Source organism: Streptomyces sp. NPDC006339 (genome assembly GCF_040612775.1).
Lineage (GTDB): Bacteria > Actinomycetota > Actinomycetes > Streptomycetales > Streptomycetaceae > Streptomyces.
Genome location: NZ_JBEXQW010000055.1, coordinates 1 through 20124, shown reverse-complemented (window position 1 = coordinate 20124; position 20124 = coordinate 1). Strand labels below are relative to the sequence as shown.

Below are 20124 nucleotides of genomic sequence, written 5' to 3'. Positions count from 1 at the left end.
GCGCAGGTAGCGGCGGAACAGGGCCGACGCGAGCCGGGGCTTGAGCAGGGACGTGATCCGTGCGGGGGTGCGGGGTGCTACGGGTTTCTCCGGGAGTCGAGCGATGCGGGGTGGGCGGCCCCGGCCGGGTGCCGGGGCCGCCCGAACGGTCTTACGGGGTGCGCCGGGCCGGTGCGGGGCGCGAAGAGGAAGGGGCCGGTGCCGGGTTCTGCACCGAGGGGTGGGCCGTGCGGGCACGGACCTCGTGTGCGGCCTGCCGGAAGGTGGCCTCGTCGAAGACCTCGGGAGTGCAGTCGACCTTGTACCCGGCGAGGCGGAGGACAGGGATGGCGCGCGTCGCCAGACACCTCTGCTCGTGGGCGTCGAGCTGTTCGGGCACGGTGTGCCAGATGTAGAGGGGCGCGCCGGCGGGGTACTCGTGGCGCTGCAGGCCGAGTTGGTCCAGCAGGTCGTGGAGCGCTGCGGGGGCGCCAGTGGGGGTGTCAGCGTGGATCGTGGTGGTCAACGGCTTGACGTAGAACTCCACGTCCGTGCCGTATTCATCGGCCAGGTTGCCCATGGGCCTCTCTTCTGCGTCAACGGGTGCGGGTGGTCGGCGTCCGGGCGCCGGCCGGGGCGGGTGTAGCGGGTGCCGGGGCCGAAGTGGGCGCAGTCCGGCCTGCCGGGTGCTGGAGCGCCGTGCCGATGCCGAGGGCATCGAGCTGCGGTCCGATCGCGCGCAGGGCGCGGGCCTGCCGACGGGTGTCATCTGCGCCGAGGCGGTAGATGCCGCTCTGCGGGTCCTGGATGAAGCCGTTCGCTTCGAGAACGGTGCCAGCCTTGTCGTCGACAGGGGCGGTGGCGATGCTGCCGTCCTGCTGCCAGGTCAGGACGAGACGGTCCGGCTGGGAGGGCTGGATACCGCCCAGGGCGTTGTGCCGGACCTGGGCGAGGGCGCTGTCGTAGCGGAGGAGCAGGTCGCCGGCGACCTGCTCGGCGCTCAGGAACGGGTCGTCGGCCAGGGCGATACCGTTGGGCTCGGGGACGGCTCGGTACGCCTCGTCGGGCAGGGCGCGGGGGGCGACGGCGGCGACGAGGAATCCGTGGCGGTCGTCGTGCCGCTCGAGGAGGACGAGCTGGGCGCCGTCCGTGCGGCTCAGGACGGCTGCCTGCCGCAGCGGGCGCTCGGCGAGGGAGTCGGCGACCAGGTCCAGGTCCCAGATGCGCTCGGAGAGTTCGGCGAGATCGTCCTTGGCGTCCGGCGGGAGGTAGGAGCTGGTCCACGTGTCGGGGAGTTCGCCGGCGAGGACGTCGGCGTACGAGGCGAGGCGCTCGGAGGTGTCGTGGTCGTGCATGGTGTCCTTGGGCGAGGTGAGGGTCAGCGGCGCAGGCCGGCGGCGACCGGGGGCGGCGGGGCCGGCAGCGTGCGTAGCGCGGGCGGGCAGGCGCACACGGCGGAGCGTTCGCGTTCGGTGGCGGGGACCTCTTGGGTGCAGGTGTTGTGTCCGGGGCGAGGGGCGTGCCGGTCGGCGAGCGCGTTGCAGGTGTGTGCGAGGTCGTTGATGACGCGGAGCTCGTCGGCGAGGTAGCGCAGCGGCCGGGAGGTGTAGGGGGCGGACGCTTGGCTGCGCCTGTCGTGGAAGTCGGCGGTGGCGGTGAGGACTTCGTGCAGGGCGGCGAGGATGCCGTCGCGGTCGGCGGTCAGCTCGGTCACGGCGTCGGCCGCTTCTTCTCTGGTGACGGCTTCCCGGATCCGCTCGGCGATGTGTGCCACGGAGGAGCCCAGCGGCAGGTATCTGGCGGGGCAGGAGTCGGTGTCGAAGTCCTCGTGGCAGTCGACGTGGTACCCGGCGGCACGCAGTCGGGCGACGGCTGTGGTGGCGAGGCGGCTCTCATCTCGCTCGGCCAGGCCGGTAGGGGCGTGGTGGTAGATCTCGAGGAGACAGACAACGGAGACGAAGCCGGCCACGCTGGAGGATGCTGTGCGCCGTAATGTCCCGGCCGAGAGCGAGGAGTTCGTCGGAGTGAGGGTCGCGGCGGAGGGCCAAGAAGCGGTCGGCAAGGGGCAAAGAGACGTTTCTCCTACAGGGCTCGGTGGATGGGGCGCTGGACGGCGGACGAGGTGGCGGCGACCCGGGGCTGGACAAGGTCCGTGGCGGTGGCGTCCAGGTCCTGCTGGATGGCGTGCAGGCGGCGCGCGATCAGCTCCAGGCGGTGCGCGGTGCCGACGCTGGCGGCGCCGGGCCGGGAGGCGATCCGGTGAGCGACGTGCTCGACGAGTCCGCGGACTGTGGCCAGCGGGCCGGCCTGCTCGTCGGCGAGCTGAGTGAGCACGCTCGCGAGCTGAGCCGACGCCGTCGGCGCGAGCCGTGAGGTCGGCGCCGACCGCGCGGCCCGTACCGGGATCAGCTGCAAGTCCTCCTCGATTCGGCGGGCCTCTGCAGCGAGCCGCCGCAGGACATCGGGGGGCGGCGCGTGCCACGCACCGTCGAGGTGTATCAGGTTGGCGATCAGGTCAAGGCGCCGGGGCTGGGCCTGGACGGCGATCCACCGGCAGCCGTTCTCCTTGCCGGGAATCTCGATGCCGGCGGCGCGGGCGAGCCGGTGGGCGACTTCTGCCCACTCGGGGCCGGTGAGGTCCCGGTCGTCGGGATGGAGCCGGACGTCGAGGTGGAGGATCGCTCGCCGGTCGTCGTCCGGGCTGACGGCGAAGGGGTGCTCCAGGAGAGGATCTTCGAGGTGCTCGGCCCACTGGACGGAAGTCCAGGTCATCTCCTCGTCATCGAACGTGTAGTTGTCCAAGCCCGGCCAGTGGCCAACGACGGTGTGCTCGGTCAGGCCCTCGTCCGGTGAGACCGGACGCCCGAGCGCCTCGGCGAGCGGGTCGCGCGGGGCATGTGTCCGCTCGTGGAGACGGGGGATCACCGCCCGGCCCGGACGTCGGCCACGTGCACCAGCTGGCCCACGGCGGTGGTGGAGTACCAACCGCAGTCGATCAGGGCGTTGTCGTCGGGGTACTTCGGCAGGAGCGCCTCCTCCATGGCCCGCAGGTGGATCAGACAGTCCGGGCAGCGGCGCGAGAGGTGCACGAGGTACCTGGGGTGGGCGGTGATATAGGACTGCTGCCCGCCGGTCGCGTCTCGCAGGCGCCAGCCCGCCTCGTCAGTCGGGAGGTGCCACGACGGGGCGACCACGCGCATGGCGTCCCCCCACAGTTCGCCGCCAGCCACCCCCTTGAGGACGACGACGGTGTCGCCGGCCTGGAAGTGGGCGTGGGTCATGTCCCGGTGGGGGGTGAGCGGGTCGGGAGTAGGGGCGACCACGGGGTCGGGCGGGAGCTGGGACATGCGATTCCTTCCACGCGGGGCGGATGCGGTGGGAGGAACAATGGTCCGGAGGATCGCCGGTTTGGCTAACCGGCGATCGTCGGCTATGTTCCGCCGCGATCAACCGGATCGGCAGCGCACCTGACCGCATCGGACGCTCCGTCTGTGCGCCAGAGGGCGTCCGTAACTCGCTGAAGCGATTGACCTGGCACCAGTCCTCCGCACCTTGTCAGTGCTGTCCGCTAGGTTCCTCCCGAGCACGGGGAGGGTGCCTTGGGCCGGAAGAAGCAGGACATCTGGATCAGGCTGATGGTGCTGTTCACCAACATGGGGCGTTGCGTCTATTGCGACGTTGCCGAGTCAGAGGAGATCGATCATGTCGTTCCGGTGACGCATGGCGGGTGGGACCACTGGGTCAACATGGTCCCGGCCTGTGGGCCGTGCAACCAGGGTAAGAGCCACAAGGGATTGTTGGCGTGGGTTGCTCAGCTGACTTATCAGCGCTACGGCGCGGAAGCCAGTACGTGGCCGCACGGGAACAAGGGCCTCTGGTGGATGCGGGAAAGGATCGAGCACGATTTCGATGAAGTCACGGCGCGCATTGAGGGCGTCAAGTCGGAGCTGGACGACAAGGCGCGCAGCGACTGGTTCTTTGACCGTTATTGGTTTCTCGGGAAGAACGATCCGGTCTATCTCTGGCGTGGCTGGGTTTCGAGCCGCGTAGAGAAGGCGCGCGAGGAGGGCTGGCCGAAGCCGCCCCCGCCGCCACGCATGAGGATCGTACGAACCCGCCTGGGGCAGGTGATGGAACCGATCCCGGAGGGCGAGACAGTGTGACGGTGGCCCGTACGGAGGGGGCCGTCAGTGTACGACCCCGGCCGTGCACTGACGGCCGGTCATCGGAACGGGTTCTCCGTCCCGCGGTCGTCCTCGCTGGCGGCTTCGAGGAGTTCGAGGAGGTCGGTGTCCTCCGCATCCCGCTGGTCGATCCACCATCCGGCGCGGGTGACGGAGCGGGCCTTCTCTTCCAGCTTCGCCCAGTCCGCCTCGTCCCAGGCCCCCTCGACGACCAGCGCGGTGTGAGCGGAGGCCATCAGCCTGTGGCGGGACCGCTCGCCCCAGGCCAGGGCCTTCTCCGGGCCCTCCAGCTGCGGCATGTCGAACTTCTCCGCCCACTCGACAGCAGCCTGCTGCTCCTCGGCGCGCTTGGCGGCGAGCCACTCCTCCTTGGACTCCGTGTCGGCGTCACGGGCTGCCTTCCAGCAGTCGGTGCAGTCCCGGCCGGCGAGCCAGCGGGCGAAGCCGGCCCGCCGGTCGGCGGGGCGGTCGGACAGGTCATGAACTACCTGGTGGGAGCACGAGTGCTCAACAGTCCACTTCGTACGTACTGCCATGTAATTATTCCTACTTTCTATCTTTTGTGTCGTCTCAGCGGGTCCTGCGGATGGCGTCTGTGGCCGCCGTGGCGATGGCGGCGGGAGCGCTGGAGGGCCGGGGCAGGTGCAGCAAGGTGGTTCCCGGCAAGTGGCGGGACTTCGGGGTGAGGGTGAGTTGGAGTACGGCGCAGCCGGCGGTCGTGAGCTGCTTGACGCGGGTGATGGCTTGAGCGGTTTCGTCGCTGCGGTACTGGGCGTCGGTGACGATCACGAGGAGGCGGCCGGCGCCGGGGCGGCTGAGGTCGAGGGCGTGGTCGAGTGCGTCGATGGCGTCTCCGAGGTTGTGGTGGCCGCCGGTGGCATCGAACGTCGTCACGCGCTCTGGTGCTCGGTGGGTGGGTCGGGTCAATGCGGTCAGGTGCCTGTCGTAGGCGATGGTGGCGGTACGGGAGTCGGGGTCGGTGAGGGCTGCTGCGCGTGCCACGATCCAGGCGGCGGACGCGACGGGCGCGCAGGCGGCACGCATGGAGCCGGAGACGTCGACGGCGATACCCACGCGCAGCGGTGGGGTGGGGGAGTTCCGGCGGCGGGTGTGGGTGAACGGTTCCGCGGTGGGGACCGACCCGGCCGCGCGCTGAGCGTCGCGGGCGAGGGCCGCGCGCATGTTGAGGCGGCCGGGTGGGGTGGGGCTGGTGGTTCGTTCCTCGGTCCGCTCGCGGTAGGCGGCGGCTCGTAGGGCGCGGCTCAGACGGGCGGCGGCGCTCTGCTCGGCGGCGGTGGGCCTGCGGGTGCCGGTGACCGGGTTGCTGCGGGGCGCCGGTGTGCCGTCGGGGGCGACGGTGGTGCCACGGGCGTTGAAGACCGACTTGGCGGTGGCGGCGGCTTTGCGTCGCTGTCCGGCCTGCTGGGCGCGGTCCTGAGCCTGCGCCTTGGACTGCGCGGCCCTGGCGTTGGCCGCTGCCTCCTGTGCCGCGAGGTCGGCGGCGTCGGTGGCTGCCGCGCTGTCCATGACGACCCCCACGGCGCCGGACAGCAGATCGGGAAGGCCCTCCGGCACGGGCAGGGCCGGGGCCGCGATGTCCAGAGCGTCGCACCATTCCTGAGCGTGCGCGAGCATGGTCGTGGCATCGTGGTCGGCGCACTGATGGGCTGCGGTCCAAATACGGGTGAGCGTGGTCAGCAGGTCTGCGCCCAACACCTTTTCGCACAGATCGGCGACGGCCTGGGTCTCGCCGGCGTCCAGGATGCCGACGTCACGGCGGCCGAGGATCAGGGCCGCCACACCGGCGGCGTGCTCGACGCCCTGAAGGGTGGGGTGGGCGATGTCGGGCATGACCAGGGTCCGGGCGCTGGTGCGCAGGTACGTGCGGTCCGTGGGCCGCCTGGTCAGGTGTGCGCCTTCGGCACGGCTCTCCTCCAGCAGGAGCGCGGCTTCGACGACACGGGGGTTCGCTCCGGCAGGCGCCGTCCAGACGGAGTGGGCCGCGTGCGCGGCCTCGTGGACGAACACCCCCCAGGCGGCGGGATACCGCTCCTCGTCGCCCACGATCCGCGGATGGATCTCGTGGGGCTTCAGCGGGGCGAACAGGCCGGCGTCGAACTCGACCTCGCCCAGAGCGGGGAAGAACGCGGCCGGTGCGCCACTGCGCGTGCCGGGGCGGCAGGTGACGAGGAGGTCCTGGCGGCCGGAGAGGGCGACCAGCCGGTCGCCGAGCTCGGCTCCCACGCGCAGCCACGCGTCCGGGGAGGAACGGGGCTGCGCGGGCGGGGCGCCGTCGTCGACCCATCGCGCGAGGTCGGCGTCGTCGTCCGGCGTGGTGGCGGGGGACTGAACGTGGTGGTGGGCGCTCATCGCGAGCGGCCCCGGTGCGCGGAGACGGTGCTGCCCGGAGGCTTTCGGACTGCTGAGGCGGGGAGCTGCTTGCCGAGGGTGAGGGGCGCGATCTTCTTGACGCCGACAGCCTTGACGACGGCGTCGGCGACGGCGTCGCGATCCTCCAGAGGAGCGATGCCGACCAGGTTCGCGAGCGCGGCGTTGGTGCCGAGGACGGCCTCGGTCTTCTGGTAGCTGAGCAGCTCTCGCAGTTGGGGGGCCCAGCCCAGCTCGCCGAGCTCGACTTGGCGGGAGAGGTGTCGGGCGACCCGGACCACCCGGGCGTCGATCCTCAGCGCCAGGGCGAGGTCATAGTCCGTGCCGATCTGGATCTGCACGCTGAACCGGCTCGCGAGCGCCTCCGTCAAAACCGCGCCGTGGACGCCGGGATTGTGGCCCGCCACCACGTAGAAGCCCGGCTCGGCCTTGATGGTCTCGCCCTTGTGGGCCTTGACCTGGATCTGCCTGCGCCCGTCCATCGCGGGATACAGTGCCGCCAGGACCTTCGGTGAGATCAAGGTGGCATCGTCGATCAGCAGGGCGCGGCCCTCGGTCATCGCGGTGACCAGCGGACCGTACTGGAAGACGTAGTTGCCGCCGTCGTCCTGTGTGTACTCGCCGATCAGGTCGCCGACCGTGGTGTCGCCGTCACCGGCGACGGTGAGCAGGTCCGGGAACGCCGCCTCCACCAACGATGTCTTGCCGGTACCTGGAGGGCCGTAGAGCAGCACTGGCACGTCGGCGTCGCGCAGGCGATTCAGAGCTTCGACGTCGGGCAGATCGGCCAGCTCCCGGGGGTGGTAGAGCTGGCCTCCCGCGCGGCGGATCGGTCCGGTCTGCCTGGGCGTGGATGCTGCGGTAATGGTCGTGCGGGCCGTGGCCGTCTGGGCGCGGGGAGAGTGGGTGCCCGGTGGGCTGATCACAGCGGTCTGCGCGGCTGCTGCGGTCTTCGCGTTCGCTCGGAACTCCGGTTGTCCGGTTCCGCTTTGGTCGGCTTCGCCGCGTCGCACCAGGGTGAGGGCGGCGTTGCGGACGGCGCCGTGGGAGTGGCCCAGCTGCCTGGCCATGTCCCCGATGGTGATCGCGTCCGCCGGCCGGTCGGCCAGCAGCCGGGCCACCTTGGCCCGCAGTTCGCCGCCCTTGGTGCGCGCTGGACTGGTAGGCGTAACGGGTGTGGTCAAACGAGGCCCCTTCAACAGGTGCGGGTGCGGGCGGGGTTGGCGAAGCGCTGGAGAGGCTGGCCGCTCTCGGAGCCGATCACGGACTGTGCCGACATCAGCGACTGGGGCGTACCGTCGGCGCTCACCGGCCGGCCGAGGGCTCGGTCCAGGTGCACGGGATGGCCGGCAACGAGCAGCTCGCTGGCTGCCGAGCAGGCCCGTGCGTCTGCTCCGCACCGGGTTCCGTCGCCTGGCAGGCGCAGTCTGGCGCCTCTTCGAAGCCGTCCTGGAGCAGGATCCGCCGGGCGGCGGCGTTGTAGCCGGTAGTGGTGACCTCCCCGGTGATGGCATGCCGGATCGGCATGAACGGCTCTGCTGGTGCTTCGGACAAGGCGGATCTCCTATCGGTGGTGCCGGGAAAGCGGTGGGGTGTCGGGCGAAACGATGGGAAGGTGGGGATGCCCTGAATCAGAACGTCTTGTGCTGGCCCTCGGGCGGGCGGCGGTGTCGACCGCGGCGGTTCAGGCGTCCGGCGGGGCCGAGACGACGACGCGCGGTGAGCAGGACGACGAGCGCGAAGGCCGAGCCAGCGGCAGGGAGCGCTGCGGTGGCGAGGGGCTGCTCGGCGAGGTGTCCGGCCAGGGCGGTGCCGGCGGACTGCCCGGCGCCGATCGACAGGATCAGCCACGCGTACGCCTCGCTGGTGCGGCCCGCGGGTGTCAGGGAGTCGGTGGTCACGTAGGCGCACGCGATCACGACGGTCAGGAACACACCGGGCAAGGCGACCGCGGCGGTGGCCGCGTACGGGCCCGGGAGAGCAACGAGCGGGAGCCATCCGGCCAGGAAGAGGGTTCCGGCGCCGATCAGCCGATCAGTGGTGGTGCTGCTCCAGCGGCGTCGTCCGTAGAGGAGGCCACCGAGGAAGCTGCCGGTCGAGAACGCGGCGGGCAGGATTCCGGAGAGCAGCTCTTGCCCGTGGTGCCCGGCCATGGTGATCGCCCAGACGTTCATGGCCCCGATTGCGAACCCGATTCCGGTGAGAGAGACGAACAGCAGGATCAGGCCGGGGCTGGCCAACCGGGCCGCCGTCCTGGCCTGTGCCTGTGCGGACGGTGTCGGGCACCAGCGCCGTGACGGTGGCGTGAAGGCGACCACGGCGGTGCCGGTAAGTCCGAGGGCGGCGATGACAGCGAGCGCGACGGAAGGGTTGTACGCGGAGGCGAGCGCGGCGACGAGCAGGGGGCCCACGATGTACAACAGGCCCTGCGTGCCGGTGTCGAGGGCGAGCGCCGCGTGCCGCAGCCGGTGGTCGGGCAGCACACTCGGCCATAGCGCCCGAAGCCCTGCCTCCAAAGAAGGCGTCGTCAGGCCGCTGGCGACGACGATGGCCGCGGCCAGACCTGGTCCACCGTACGGTCCGGCCAGGGGAAGGGTCACCAGGAGGGCAGCGTTGAGCAGGGCGGCCGGAAGGTGCACAGCGGCCTGGCCGTGGCGGTCCATGAGGCGTCCCTTGACCGGCTGGGCCAGCGCGGACGACAGCCCGTACAGAGCGCTGAGCAGCCCGCCGAAGGCGATGCTGCCGCCGTTCGTGGTGGCCCACAGGAGGATGGCGACGGGTGCCATGCCGTTGGGGAGGCGGCCGGCGAGGGTGCCGCCGAGCAGGCGGGCGACGTACGGGCTGCCCAGCACCGCGCCGTAGGTGATGCGCGGTGCTGGGGCCGGGGGTGCGGTCAGGGACAAGAAGGGCTCTCTCGGGGAGGCGACGGCTCAGCGGTGGCGGGCGGCTGTGCTGGTGCGGGGCGCCGGCGTGGGTGGTGTGGTGTCCACGGCAGGTCGTGGACGGACGCGTGGCACGGGAGTGCGGTGCGGCGGCAGGACGGCGACGGTCGCGCCGAGGTCCTCGGCCGCCTCTTCGACTTCGCGCGTGAGGAACTCGATCTGCCGGCCGAGTGCGGCGAGCCGGGCGGCGATCTGCCGGCCCTGAACGGTCTCCAGGGCTTCGGCGAACTGAGCGCCGGTTTCTAGTAGTTCCTGGAGGCGGACCATCGGGCCCGCGTCGTGGCCGCGCTGTATGGCGCCGAGGAGCGCGTTGGACGCGTCACCGGCGTGCTGGGACTCGACGATGTCCCGGATGAGTTCCTGGAGCGACACCTCGGGGGCAGGCTCGGCCCGGTTGAACTCGGAGACATCGGACCGCAGTACACCGGGTGGGACTGCGGCGGGCAGTGCCTTCCCTGCTTCGTATTCGTGGGTGTAGTGGCCGATCACTTGCCAGCCCGGTGCGTCCGGGTCGCCTCTCAGCGCGACCACCGTCGAGTCGTCGTCCTCGACCAGGTAGGCAAGGGTGATCGGCTGTCCGTCCGCGGCGTACCAGGACTCGGTGAGCTCCAGCTCGCCCCGCTTCTGCGCGGCCCGGGCCCGCTCGGTCCACATCTGCTGCTCGTCTCCGGTCAGCGGGGCCTTGTGATGCTGGCGCTGGTCGAGGTTGGCGAGATGGCTGGCGATCGAGCCGTGGTCCGCCCAGGCGGTGAGGTGTGGCCAAAGGGACTTGTACTGGGCGCGTTCGCCCGCGGTGCCGGGGGTGGTGGGCCGTTCGAGCCCCCGGCGGATTGCGGCGGTGGAGGCGGCGAGACCGTCCAGCACGGTCCGCCACCCGGCCAGGTGCCGGGCGGGCGGCAGCTCGTCGAGCGCATGACGGGCGGTGTCGAGTAGGGCATCGGCGCACGGCGCGAGATACGTGGTGTACGCCTCGACGGCCGCCCTGTCGCGGCGAGCACGTACTTCTGCCGCGGCGTCTGGGTGGACGGTGCGGCCGTAGCGGTCGCGGGTCATGTCCAGCGCGGTCTCGGTCTCGCGGTCGATGACCGCCATCCGCAGCCGGAAGGTGCGGGCCCGGTCGGTGAGGTCGAGCGCTGTTGGCGGGGAAACGGCCGAGGGCGGGTTGCTATCGGGTGTCATCGGGATCGCCCGCCGCCTGCCGCTGTCAGGTGGACGGTGGGTGCGTAGCTGGGCCTCGGCGGGATCGGCCGGGCGGCTGGCAGGGAGGTCGTGGGCGGTATAGCGCGCTGTGTGGTTCGACCTGCGGCGGCCTGCGCGAGCCGGCTGCGCCGCTCCTGCAGTCCGTTCGGGCGGATCGGACGCGGCGGGCCGGCTGACGAGGCGGGGTCGAGAGCGATGTCGGCGTGCACCGTGTAGCCCTGTCGTCGCAGGTCGTGGACGGCCTGGCGGGTGCGGCGCGGGCCGTCGTGCTCGGGTTCGACGAGCCGGTACAGCTGGGACTTCCCGGGGACGGGCTCGAACTGCTCGCGCTCCAGGAACCAGTGGGCGAGGTGCGCGGGCATGGAGGTGGTGAAGGATGCGACGAAGCCGTGGTCCTTGTGGGTGCCGAAGGCGAAGTGGGTGCCGGGTTGCAAAGGGGCGGGGTTCTCCTCACGGGTCAGTGGTGGAGGTGATCAGCGGCTGTCATGCGGCGGGTGGGCCGCGTCGAAGGGCGCACTGGAGTGAAAGCGGGGAGAGGCGGCGGCGGTGGGGTGCGACAGGACGCCCCGGTTGTCAGCCGTGGACCAGATCCGCGCGGCTGTGCAGGACGGAGCGCAGGCTGTGCCCGTACTGCCAGGCGTGACTGCGGGCCGCCGCCTCCATCCGGTCGTACCCGACCTGGGCCGTCATCTGCCCGCCCCACTTTCGGTACCGGTAGACCGGGACCGGCAGTAGGACTCCGGGCGCGAGATTCGAGGTGCCGACAGCCGCCATGTAGTCCTCGCCCTGGACGAGTCCGCCCATGCCGCCGGCTGCGCGTACGAGGCGGGTGCGGGCGAGGATCGTGGTCGGCCCGATCGGGATCGTGTCCTCGGGGCGCGGCCAGTAGGTGATCACGTCGCCGGCCGCGTGGTAGCCGGGCGGGGCGGGGCATTTCCACAGGCGAGTCGAGCCGTCTGGGAGCCAGTCCTCGCTGTATCCGGCGACCCATCCGAGCCGGTCGGTGAAGGCTTCCAGCCGCAGGCCCAGGCTCCAATCGGGGAAGAGGTCGTCGTCATCGGCCCAGTTCACGAACTCCGTGCGGACCTGGGTCAGGCCCAGGTTGCGAGCGCAGGCGGCACCGACCGGGCGGGGCAGTGCAAGAGGCCGGACGCGTGGGTCGGCGGCAACCGAGCTGGGGAGCTGCTGCGGGTCGGCGCCGTCGAGGACGAGTACGGCTTCCCACGGCACGGTCTGCCGGGCGAGGCTTGCGTGCATCTCCTCCAGGTAGGGCAGGCGCTCGGGGCGGAGCTGGGTGGCTATGACGACGGTGATCTGCGGGACGGACAGCGAAGGGCTCCTGTGTTCGGGGCGGGACGGGACGGTCAGCGACGCACGCCCGTACGGGAGGCGCCCGGGGTTGCGGGAACGGGAGAGGCTGCGGACGGCGCAGCGGAGCGAGGCGGTGTGACGGTGGGCCAGGATGCGGGGTTCCCGAAGTCGGTGAGAGGGTCGGCGTCCCAGTCGACGACGGGGCCGAAGGCGGCGTACATCGTGGGGAACACCTCGACGCCGGACGGACGCAGGATGTACCCCCACTCCACGTCCATGCCGCTGACGGTCGTCTCGGTGACCGCGATGCGGGACGGCGGCGAGCCGTCCGGGGTGATCAGGTTGTCTAGGGTCCGACTGGGCCAGGGCTCGCCGCCGGTAAGGGCGGCGACGATCCCCGGCGGTGCTCCGTCGAGGAGATCGCTGCCCAGCTCCTCCCAGCCGATGGCGACGTCGTCCACGAGGTGCCGGGTCATCGCCTCCAGATCCCGGCCGAAGCGGTACTGAAAGGCGGTGACGAGCAGGGGGAGCTTCGAAGCGGGCGTGCCGTCGAGGCTCACGTACACCCCGGTGTACCCGGTGCCGGTGGGGCGGGCGATGAAGGAACCGGTGGTCAGGGGGAACTCTCCAGGAGCGGTCAGCGGCTGGGGGAGGTGCCGGGCTTCGGTGAGCTGGGCGGAGCCGGAGGAAGCGCCGGAGCGGTCCTTCGAGCTGCGGACGGGGGCGCAGGAAGGGGGGCGTACTTGGCGCGCAGGTTCTCCAGGTCGGCCTCGGCCACCTTCGCCATGGCTGTGCGGATGTTCTGCGCCGCCTCCCGCAGAAGGCGCTGGGCCTGGGGCGTGTGCTGGTGGTCCTGGCCGCGCCAGAGAGCCACACCGACGATGTGCCCGGCAATGTGGTCGAGCACCGGCGCGGTGATCCCGGCCAGGTGGTGCGTGATCGCGCTGACCTCGGCGGGCGTCTCGGCCGCGCCCAGGGCGGAGAGGAAGGGCGTCAGGACCGGGAGCGGAAGGGGCTCCTGCGGAAGCGGATGCTCGGCGAGAAAGGCTTCCGAGTCCCGGCGGGCGTACCCGCGAAGCACCCTCGGGGGCGTATCGACGCTCCTTCCCGGGGCGTGGTGGAGCAGTCCGAGCTGGGCCAGCCGCTCGTCGATCGCCTCGATGAGGGGTGGGATGCTGCCGCCATGCACGGCTTCGGGCCGATCAGGGGTGCTGGAGCCGGCAGCGGGACTGGAGTCGTAGATCACCTCGAACAGGCTTTGGTCGTCAGGGTGTTCGCGGGTCACGATCCACCCCTCGGGATCCCCGGGCGGGCGGTCGGAGCAGGGCTCCTGCGGCGGGCCGATGACCAGGTGGCTGTCGTCGGGGAGCGATACGCGCACGACGTAGGCACTGAGGCCGAACTCGACGTTGCATTCCAGCCCGCGCCGGCGCAGGGGCATGGTGATGTGAGAGTGGCGATACCACAGCTCCTGCCACCAGGGGGCGGTGACGTGGCGGTGATCGGGAAGCGGAGCGAGCCGGCCGGTGTGACGGGCGTCTGCGAGGTTGTCGCCGTCAGCGTTCATGTCAGCGTCCTCGCGAGGCGTTTGTCGCAGCGGGAGGTGCCACGGGGTGGGCCGGTGCGGTCGTGCTGCTGACCGAAGGTGCCTGCGAGAGCTGCGCGGCGTGACCTCGTAGGTGCTGGGCGGCCGTGCGCAGGGCGGTGTCGGTGTGGTCAAGATGCTCTTGGAGGACATGCCGGACGTCGTCCGGCGCGGGGGTGCGCTTGGTGGAGGAGTGCCGGATGTTCTCGTGGAGGAAGCCGAGACGCTCGATTACCTGGCCGAGATGGGCGAGGGCGGTGCCGAGAGGCGCCGCACACCGGGTGAGGGCTGCGGTGCCAGAACGTTCGGCGTGGCTGTGCGCCGACGGGATCTCGGCTTCGTGGCGGTTGCTGGTGGCCAGCTCTTCGCTGATCTCGATCAAGTAGTAGGCGATGTCGCTGACCATGCTCTGGATGGCCGGGCTGATGTCGTCGCCCTGACGCAGGTGCTCGGCTTCAGGGAGGTCGTTGAGGGTCCTGTCGACACTTCGTGCGAGCCGGATGAAGTAGACGGGGTGGGTGATATCAGGCATGGAAGGGTCCCGGTGGCCTTTCAGTGCATTCGGGCGTCGGTGTCGAAGAGCGCCAGCTCGTGACTGTGCAGGAGGTGCTGCACGATGAAAGATCGTCCGGCGACCTTCCACAGGCCCCGGCCGCGGTTCAGGTGCGCGATGGCGTCCATCTCGACCGAGGTGAGGCCGAGCAGGGAGGCCGCGGCCTGGAGCTGGTCGTTCTCCTGGCGGTAGATGATGCGGGTGGAGCAGTCGGCGAGCAGGCCCTCGGCGAGAGCGCGACCCTGTGAGCCGGCATCGCCGGCGGTGAGCAGGTCGGACAGGCGATGGATCACCAGGAGGTTGGCGATGCCGAGGCCGCGGGAGAGCTTCCACTGGGCCTGCATCCGCTGCAGCAGGCCGACGTGCCGCATCAGGCGCCATGCCTCGTCGTACACGATCCAGCGCCGGCCGCCGTTCGGGTCGGAGAGGGCAGACTCCATCCAGGCGGAGGCACAGGTCATCGCCAGGACGAGGGCCGTGTCGTCTCCGGAGCCGCCGAGCCGGGAGAGGTCGATGGTGAGCATCGGCGCGTTCGGGTCGAAGGCGACGGTTGAGGGGGCGTCGAACATCCCGGCGAGGTCACCGTGGACCAGGCGCCGCATCGCGTGGGCCAGGTCGCGGGCCGCGTCGCCGAGCTGCCCCGACATGATCCCGGCAGCCTCGTCGAGCGCCCGGGGATCATTGAGGGTCGCGGCGACGTCACCCAGGAGCGGCGTACGGCCGGTGGCGGCAGCGCGGCTGACGACTGCGTCCAGGGCGATGTCCAGGGCGGTGTGCTCCATCGGCATCAGGTCCCGGCCCAGGACGGTCCGGGCGAGGGAGCCGAGCAGAAGCAGGCGCCGTTTGCGGATCTCGCCGACCCAGTCCGCCTCCGAGACGCTTGCCGGGCGCGGGGCCGCGTCGAGCGGGTTCAGCCGGCCGGGCAGTCCGGGCCCGAGGGCCACGGACCGTCCGCCGAGGGCTTCCGCCACCGGTGTCCACTCGCCCTTCGGGTCACACGGGACGTAGACGCGGTACCCGAAGGCGATCGAACGCAGCGCAAAGGACTTGGCCAGCGCGCTCTTTCCCTGGCCGATGACGCCGGCCAACAGGATGTTGGGGTTGGTGAAGCCCTCGACCTTGCCGTACAGGGCGAACGGGTCGAAGACGAAGCTGGCCTCGGCGTGGACGTCGCGCCCGATGTAGATGCCTTCCGCGCCGAGCCCGCCTTCCGCGAGGAACGGATACGCTCCGGCGGCCACAGCGGTGGTCATGCGGTGGGCGGGGAGCTTCAGCCGGTTGTGGCGGGCGGAGGCAGGGCCGGGGCGTCCGCCCGGAGGGTAGAGCGGGGCCGGCGTGTCGTGCTCGGCCGTCGTGGTCTCGGCCTGGTGGGCGCTGGCTTCCGCGCGGGCCTTGGCGGTCGCCTCGGCGAGCTGACGGCGAGCGGCCTTTCGGCTGGCCCGGTCGGTGCCATGGGGGGTGAACAGAGGAGACGCGGAGGCGCGGCGGGCGCGGCGGGCGGGCCGGTGACTCATCGGAGGCCCTCATTTCTGCGGGTCGTGCTCATCGCGCGCAGGCCGTGGTGTGCGCGCGGAGGTCGGTGGGGGTGGTCTTGCGCCGGACGACGTGGCCGGCGGCGAGGTGGCGCTGGCAGATGGTCAGCACGGGCGGTCCCTCGGGCAGCCGTTCAGGACGGCACGTGCTCGACTCGGTGCCCGCCGTCGTGCTGCTGGGCAGCAGGTGGAAGGCGGCGTGGACCTCGCTGGCGGCCTGCCACAGGTAGGTGTGCGCGGCGGCCAGGCGGCGGCCGGCTGCCGGGTGCGGTGGCCGGGTCGTCTCGGCGAGCCGGTCGAGGAGCCGGTGCACGGTGGTGAGGTGGGCGTGAAGCACGTCGAGGTGCAGGCGGTCCGCCGACGCGGGAGGGCCCGTATCCGACGGTGCCAGTGCGCGGGTGTGGTGGCGTACTCCGGCGTTCGCGGCGCGGAGATAGGGGTGGGCGTCGGCCGGGTGGGCGGAGGAGGTCAACGGTGGTGGTCCTTCCTGCCGGAAGGCAGGGGCGGCGACGGGGGTTCCGCCGCAGACGATCGGAGGGGGCCAGCAGGACCGGGGCGGGCCCGGGTCACAGGGCGGTCCGGGCGAGCGGAAGCGCGCTGAGGGCGAAGGCGTCCGGCTGCTGGTAGTTGAGCCTGCGCAGGTCGACACCCGAGGTGACGGCGTGGGTCTCGATCTGCGCGCAGGCGGCGTCCAGGAGGGCGTCGGTCTCGGCTGTGACGGTGATCAGACCCGTGAGCGCCACGTCGGCGTGACCGGCGATGAGCTGGCGTTCGCGGGTTTTGACGTCGGCGTACTCGACGGAGTCTTCCTCGCTGTCGACCTGTCCCCGGCGGGCTCGTTCGTTGGCGTCGGCGATGATCGCGGCCTTCTTCCGCTGGACGTCCCGCAGCGCGGACTCGAGCCCCTGCGGCACGTATATAAGGGATAGGCTGCGCCGCACGCCGGCCGTGAACATCAGCCCGTGCAGGAATCCGGCCCCGATCTCGGTGCGCGGCCAGTTCTCCACCCAGTACGTCGCATGCCGTGCGCTGTCGGTGGCGATCCGGTCGTACTCCTCGACCTGGACGACGGGCCCGGCGGCGGCCGGGTCGGCCTCGGCGCGGCCCGTCTCGGACCACTGCTGGAGTGCGCCGAGGGCCTTCGGGTCGTAGGCGGTGCGGATGACGGCGGCGATCTCCCGCGAGCTGAGCCACCCGGTCACCTGGAGGCCGGCGGTGCGGGCGGCCTGGGCGATGGAGGCGGTGGTCTGCTCCATGACGGTGAACGCTCCGGGCAAGCCTCCGCCTGCCTGAGCGATCAGCCGCTTGGCGGCCTTCAGGTCGAGGGAGATGGCGAGGTAGGTCTCGTGCGGGGCAGCGGCGGGGCCGGCCGAGGCGACCAGCTCGGAGTAGATCTGGCCTGCGACCGGGGCCTGGGGCTGCCCGTTCTGGGTCCAGTGACGGGTGAGGGTGTCGCCGCTGTCGGGAACGGTGCGCTCCAGGACCTGCACGGTGGCGATGTGCCCGCTGCGGGCGATGCTCGCCAGCGCACGTCCCCAGCTGGTCACGTTGTGATTCTGGGTGGCGGGGTCGAGGAGGGCGAAGGCCCGGCTGCTGACGCGGGCGATGGCGGTCAGCCTCTGCTGGTGGGGGTCGTGCACGGCCGCGCCGCCGTTGGCGGAGTCGCCGGGGGTGACCACCTTGAGGGAGGCGGCACTGCCGGGCAGGTGAAGGACGCCGTCCTGCCGGGGGCGGGTGACGGGTCGGGCGAGCCAGAGAGCCTGGCCGGTGCGGCGGCGGTGCGCGTGGCGAGCGACGATCGGCATCCAGTCGATGAGGGAGCGGCCGTGCCGGCGGATCGCGACGAGCGCACCGGAGGCCGCCCACAGGGGAGTCAGGGTGACGGCGCCGAGCAGCCCGGTGGAGACCACCGTCATCAGCAGCAGGGCCAGGGTGGCGGATACAAGGACCAGTTGGGGCAGGGAGAGGCCGAGGAGGATGCCGCGGCGGGACCGGTGCGGGAACTTCACCGTGACCGGGGCGACGGAGAGATCAGTCAAGGGACGGGTCCTGGGGACGCGGGTGGAACCAGGGGGCGGGAGGTGGCGTGCACTCCCGCCCCCGGTAGTCGGGCAGGGGATCAGAGGCCGGCCGGAGGCGGCGGCGGTGAGGCCGGTCCGCCGGACGTGGCGTTCTGTGAGCCGAAGGACGAGGATGCGCCCTGCGGCGGTGGGGTCGTGGTCGGCGGAGTGGACTGCCATCCGCCGCCCTGGCCGGACGCGGGGTTCACTCCGGAACCGCCCTGCCCCGCGCTGCCACCCACCTGGCCGCTGGTGTCGGCCGACACGCTCGTCGGCGCGGGCTGGACGGCCTTCTCCAGACCGGACTTGATGGCATCACCACCGGGCGAGACACCCGTTCCGCCGCTCGACGAGCCTTCCTTGCCTTCTCCACCTGAGCCGGTCGGGTGGGAGGCGATGTCGCCAGGGAAACCACCGCCACCAGCCGCGGAGGGGCCCTGCGGGGCGGCGCTCACTCCGGCTGCCGCACCACCGGTTCCGGCGGTGGCCGCCGCTGCGGCGGCCTTCCGGGCGGCCTTCTCGGCATGCGCCTTGGCGATCTGGGCTCCGGCGCCGCCGGCCCGGTGGATGGACTCGCCGTCGGTGCCCTCGGCCGCCCAGTGCACGAACTTGAAAACGGCGTACGGGCACAGCAGGACGAGAACCATGATGACGATGCCGGCCATGACGTCGGCAAGGGCGGCCACACCGTCCTTGGCCTCCGTCCGACCCATGGCGGCGATGCCGAGCACGAAGATCACGGTCATCAGCAGCTTGCTGACCACGAGGGTGGCGGTGGCCTCGATCCAGCCCCGACGCCAGCGCCGAGCGACCTCCCAGCCGCCACCGGCGGATGCGAAGATCGCCAAGGTGACCATGACCAGGATGCCCACCTTGCGGACCATCATCACGCACCAGTAGAGGATCGCGCCGATCGCGGCACCGAGGCCGGCGACGACCGGTACGAGCCAGCCCAGTGGGGCGAGGGCGCCGATCTGGTTGACCTTCACGATGCGACGCACGGCTGAGGCGATGTCCAGTTGTGCGGCCTTGAACAAGCCGTCGGAGATCGCGTCGACGACTTCGACGGCGACCGTGGTGAAGGCGATGGCGCAGAAGGCGAACAGGACGCCGCCCATGGTGCCGGTGAACGCCTGGGTGAGGGCTTGCCCGTCGCGGCGGACGGCGGCCCGGACCAGCTGGGCGCAGAACGTCGCGACCAGCAGGACCAGGCCCAGCGGCAGCAGCGTCTCGTAGTTGTCGCGGAACCATCCGGCGTTCAGGTCCACCTTGGTAGTGGTGTCGACGGCTTCGGCGGCCAGGTCGGCGGAAGCGGCGGCAAGCTCGCCTGCCGACTTCGCCATCCAGTCGCCGATCGCCTTGCCGGGGTTGGAAGCGAAGTCCACCGCGTCGCCGACGGCGCACAATTTGTCCGCCAGGGGGAAGTCACAGAAACCCACGAGGAGTTACTCCTCCTTATCTTGTGTCAGGCGCGGGTCACTGCGTGACGCTCGGAGCGATGGCGGCCAGGGCGCAGTCGTGGCTGGGGCGGCACTGCACGGCGAGGGTCACGGCGCGACCCTCGGCGCCGGCGCCGCCCTTCTTCCAGGCGATCTGCTGCTTGCCGTTGACGGTGACGACGTAGATGTACGCCTTCGTGATCGCAGAGGGGTCCTCGGTCAGGGCCTGCTTGAACGCGCCGGGGTAGTGGCCTTCGAGGACCGTGCCGGTGGCGTGCTGGTCCTGGTCGGCCATCCGCGACCACAGCACCGGATCGGGCACCTGTCCGACGACGGAGGCCCAGTCGGCGTACTTGGTCTCGCTGGTCATCCACGCTCGCATCCCGGCGAGTTGCTGGTCGCGGCTGGTGGTCCGGGTGTCGTAGGACCACAGCATCTGGGCCGCTGCCTTGGCATACGCGACCGGCTCGGCGATCCGCGGAGAGTGGGGAACGGACCCGGATCCGGCCGCGGGCTTCGGGGCGGCCTCGGAGGAGGACGTGCTCGGCGCCGGGGCCGGAGCGGAGGCGTCCGGGGCCTGGTGGCCGTTGTTGCCGCCGGACAGCCAGGCGACGACCGTGGCGACAGCCAGCAGGACGGCGACGATGGCGGCGACGATCGCGATGCGCCGGTTGGCGGACCAGTCGGCGCCGTACGAGGAGAACGAAAGAGAAGGGAATCGTTTCTGCATCACTGGACCTGCGACCCGAGGGCCGAGAAGAAGCTCACGATCCCGTTGGCGGCGCCGAGGCCGAGGGCGGCGCCGGCCGCAACGACAGCGCCCTTCTTGCCGTTGGCCTCGGCCTGGTGGCCACCAGTGTGGTGGCCCCAGGCCCACACGCCGAGCGAGACGGCGAGGGCACCGACGACGGCGATGATCCCGAACATGTTGATCGAGTTGACGACGTTCTT

General features: G+C 71.4%; 23 protein-coding genes. 1 reads left to right on the top strand and 22 read right to left on the bottom strand.

All coding sequences use genetic code 11. From position 1 onward, the window contains the following. Positions 1-151 precede the first annotated feature (151 nt). From ABZ135_RS32460 to ABZ135_RS32440, 5 genes are all read right to left on the bottom strand, one after another. Positions 152-559 (bottom strand): hypothetical protein, encoded by a 408-nt coding sequence (locus ABZ135_RS32460; RefSeq protein ID WP_356700881.1) that lies wholly within the window; start codon positions 557-559, stop codon positions 152-154. Positions 560-575: 16 nt separating this feature from the next. Further along, positions 576-1334, bottom strand: coding sequence for a hypothetical protein (locus tag ABZ135_RS32455; RefSeq protein ID WP_356700879.1), 759 nt, complete (start codon positions 1332-1334; stop codon positions 576-578). Positions 1335-1357: 23 nt separating this feature from the next. Continuing rightward, entirely contained in the window at positions 1358-1948 is a 591-nt protein-coding gene (locus ABZ135_RS32450) for a hypothetical protein (RefSeq protein WP_356700878.1), read from the bottom strand. Between the two features lie 113 nt (positions 1949-2061). Further along, a complete protein-coding gene (locus tag ABZ135_RS32445) occupies positions 2062-2904 on the bottom strand; it encodes a relaxase/mobilization nuclease (protein WP_356700876.1) in 843 nt (280 codons plus the stop codon). Further along, on the bottom strand, positions 2901-3326 hold the full coding sequence (locus ABZ135_RS32440; RefSeq protein ID WP_356700874.1) for a hypothetical protein: 426 nt from the start codon (positions 3324-3326) through the stop codon (positions 2901-2903). Before ABZ135_RS32440 ends, ABZ135_RS32445 begins: the two co-directional genes overlap by 4 nt. A gap of 252 nt (positions 3327-3578) precedes the next feature. On the opposite strand from ABZ135_RS32440, the gene ABZ135_RS32435 reads away from it, so the two are divergent. Next, positions 3579-4142, top strand: a complete 564-nt coding sequence (locus ABZ135_RS32435; RefSeq protein ID WP_356700872.1) for an HNH endonuclease signature motif containing protein — start codon at positions 3579-3581, stop codon at positions 4140-4142. Positions 4143-4201: 59 nt separating this feature from the next. On the opposite strand, the gene ABZ135_RS32430 is transcribed toward ABZ135_RS32435, so the two are convergent. The 17 genes from ABZ135_RS32430 to ABZ135_RS32350 all read right to left on the bottom strand — a co-directional run. Next, entirely contained in the window at positions 4202-4699 is a 498-nt protein-coding gene (locus ABZ135_RS32430; protein ID WP_356700870.1) for a hypothetical protein, read from the bottom strand. A 34-nt stretch (positions 4700-4733) separates the two neighbouring features. After that, on the bottom strand, positions 4734-6533 hold the full coding sequence (locus tag ABZ135_RS32425) for a hypothetical protein (RefSeq protein ID WP_356700868.1): 1800 nt from the start codon (positions 6531-6533) through the stop codon (positions 4734-4736). After that, positions 6530-7672, bottom strand: a complete 1143-nt coding sequence (locus tag ABZ135_RS32420; protein WP_356700942.1) for an AAA family ATPase — start codon at positions 7670-7672, stop codon at positions 6530-6532. Before ABZ135_RS32420 ends, ABZ135_RS32425 begins: the two co-directional genes overlap by 4 nt. 184 nt (positions 7673-7856) lie before the next feature. Further along, positions 7857-8078, bottom strand: coding sequence for a hypothetical protein (locus ABZ135_RS32415; protein WP_356700940.1), 222 nt, complete (start codon positions 8076-8078; stop codon positions 7857-7859). Positions 8079-8182: 104 nt separating this feature from the next. Beyond that, positions 8183-9454, bottom strand: a complete 1272-nt coding sequence (locus ABZ135_RS32410; RefSeq protein WP_356700866.1) for an MFS transporter — start codon at positions 9452-9454, stop codon at positions 8183-8185. A gap of 27 nt (positions 9455-9481) precedes the next feature. Beyond that, positions 9482-10672, bottom strand: coding sequence for a hypothetical protein (locus tag ABZ135_RS32405; RefSeq protein ID WP_356700864.1), 1191 nt, complete (start codon positions 10670-10672; stop codon positions 9482-9484). Beyond that, a complete protein-coding gene (locus ABZ135_RS32400; RefSeq protein ID WP_356700862.1) occupies positions 10669-11127 on the bottom strand; it encodes a hypothetical protein in 459 nt (152 codons plus the stop codon). Before ABZ135_RS32400 ends, ABZ135_RS32405 begins: the two co-directional genes overlap by 4 nt. 139 nt (positions 11128-11266) lie before the next feature. Then, complete coding sequence (locus ABZ135_RS32395; protein WP_356700938.1) at positions 11267-12007, bottom strand: glycosyltransferase; 741 nt, start codon at positions 12005-12007, stop codon at positions 11267-11269. A gap of 50 nt (positions 12008-12057) precedes the next feature. Then, positions 12058-12564 (bottom strand): hypothetical protein, encoded by a 507-nt coding sequence (locus ABZ135_RS32390; RefSeq protein ID WP_356700860.1) that lies wholly within the window; start codon positions 12562-12564, stop codon positions 12058-12060. A gap of 77 nt (positions 12565-12641) precedes the next feature. Further along, a complete protein-coding gene (locus tag ABZ135_RS32385) occupies positions 12642-13571 on the bottom strand; it encodes a hypothetical protein (RefSeq protein ID WP_356700858.1) in 930 nt (309 codons plus the stop codon). A gap of 1 nt (position 13572) precedes the next feature. Next, complete coding sequence (locus ABZ135_RS32380) at positions 13573-14121, bottom strand: hypothetical protein (RefSeq protein WP_356700856.1); 549 nt, start codon at positions 14119-14121, stop codon at positions 13573-13575. A 20-nt stretch (positions 14122-14141) separates the two neighbouring features. Continuing rightward, on the bottom strand, positions 14142-15656 hold the full coding sequence (locus ABZ135_RS32375) for an ATP-binding protein (protein WP_356700854.1): 1515 nt from the start codon (positions 15654-15656) through the stop codon (positions 14142-14144). A 28-nt stretch (positions 15657-15684) separates the two neighbouring features. Then, complete coding sequence (locus tag ABZ135_RS32370) at positions 15685-16146, bottom strand: DUF6238 family protein (RefSeq protein ID WP_356700852.1); 462 nt, start codon at positions 16144-16146, stop codon at positions 15685-15687. A 94-nt stretch (positions 16147-16240) separates the two neighbouring features. Next, positions 16241-17713, bottom strand: coding sequence for an SCO6880 family protein (locus ABZ135_RS32365; protein ID WP_356700850.1), 1473 nt, complete (start codon positions 17711-17713; stop codon positions 16241-16243). Between the two features lie 80 nt (positions 17714-17793). Continuing rightward, a complete protein-coding gene (locus ABZ135_RS32360) occupies positions 17794-19173 on the bottom strand; it encodes an ATP-binding protein (protein WP_356700849.1) in 1380 nt (459 codons plus the stop codon). Positions 19174-19210: 37 nt separating this feature from the next. Then, the gene (locus tag ABZ135_RS32355) at positions 19211-19903 is read right to left on the bottom strand and encodes a hypothetical protein (RefSeq protein WP_356700847.1); all 693 of its coding nucleotides are present in this window, start codon (positions 19901-19903) and stop codon (positions 19211-19213) included. After that, a partial coding sequence (locus ABZ135_RS32350) for a hypothetical protein (RefSeq protein WP_356699492.1) occupies positions 19903-20124 on the bottom strand: 222 nt, incomplete at its 5' end. The genes ABZ135_RS32355 and ABZ135_RS32350, both read right to left, overlap by 1 nt.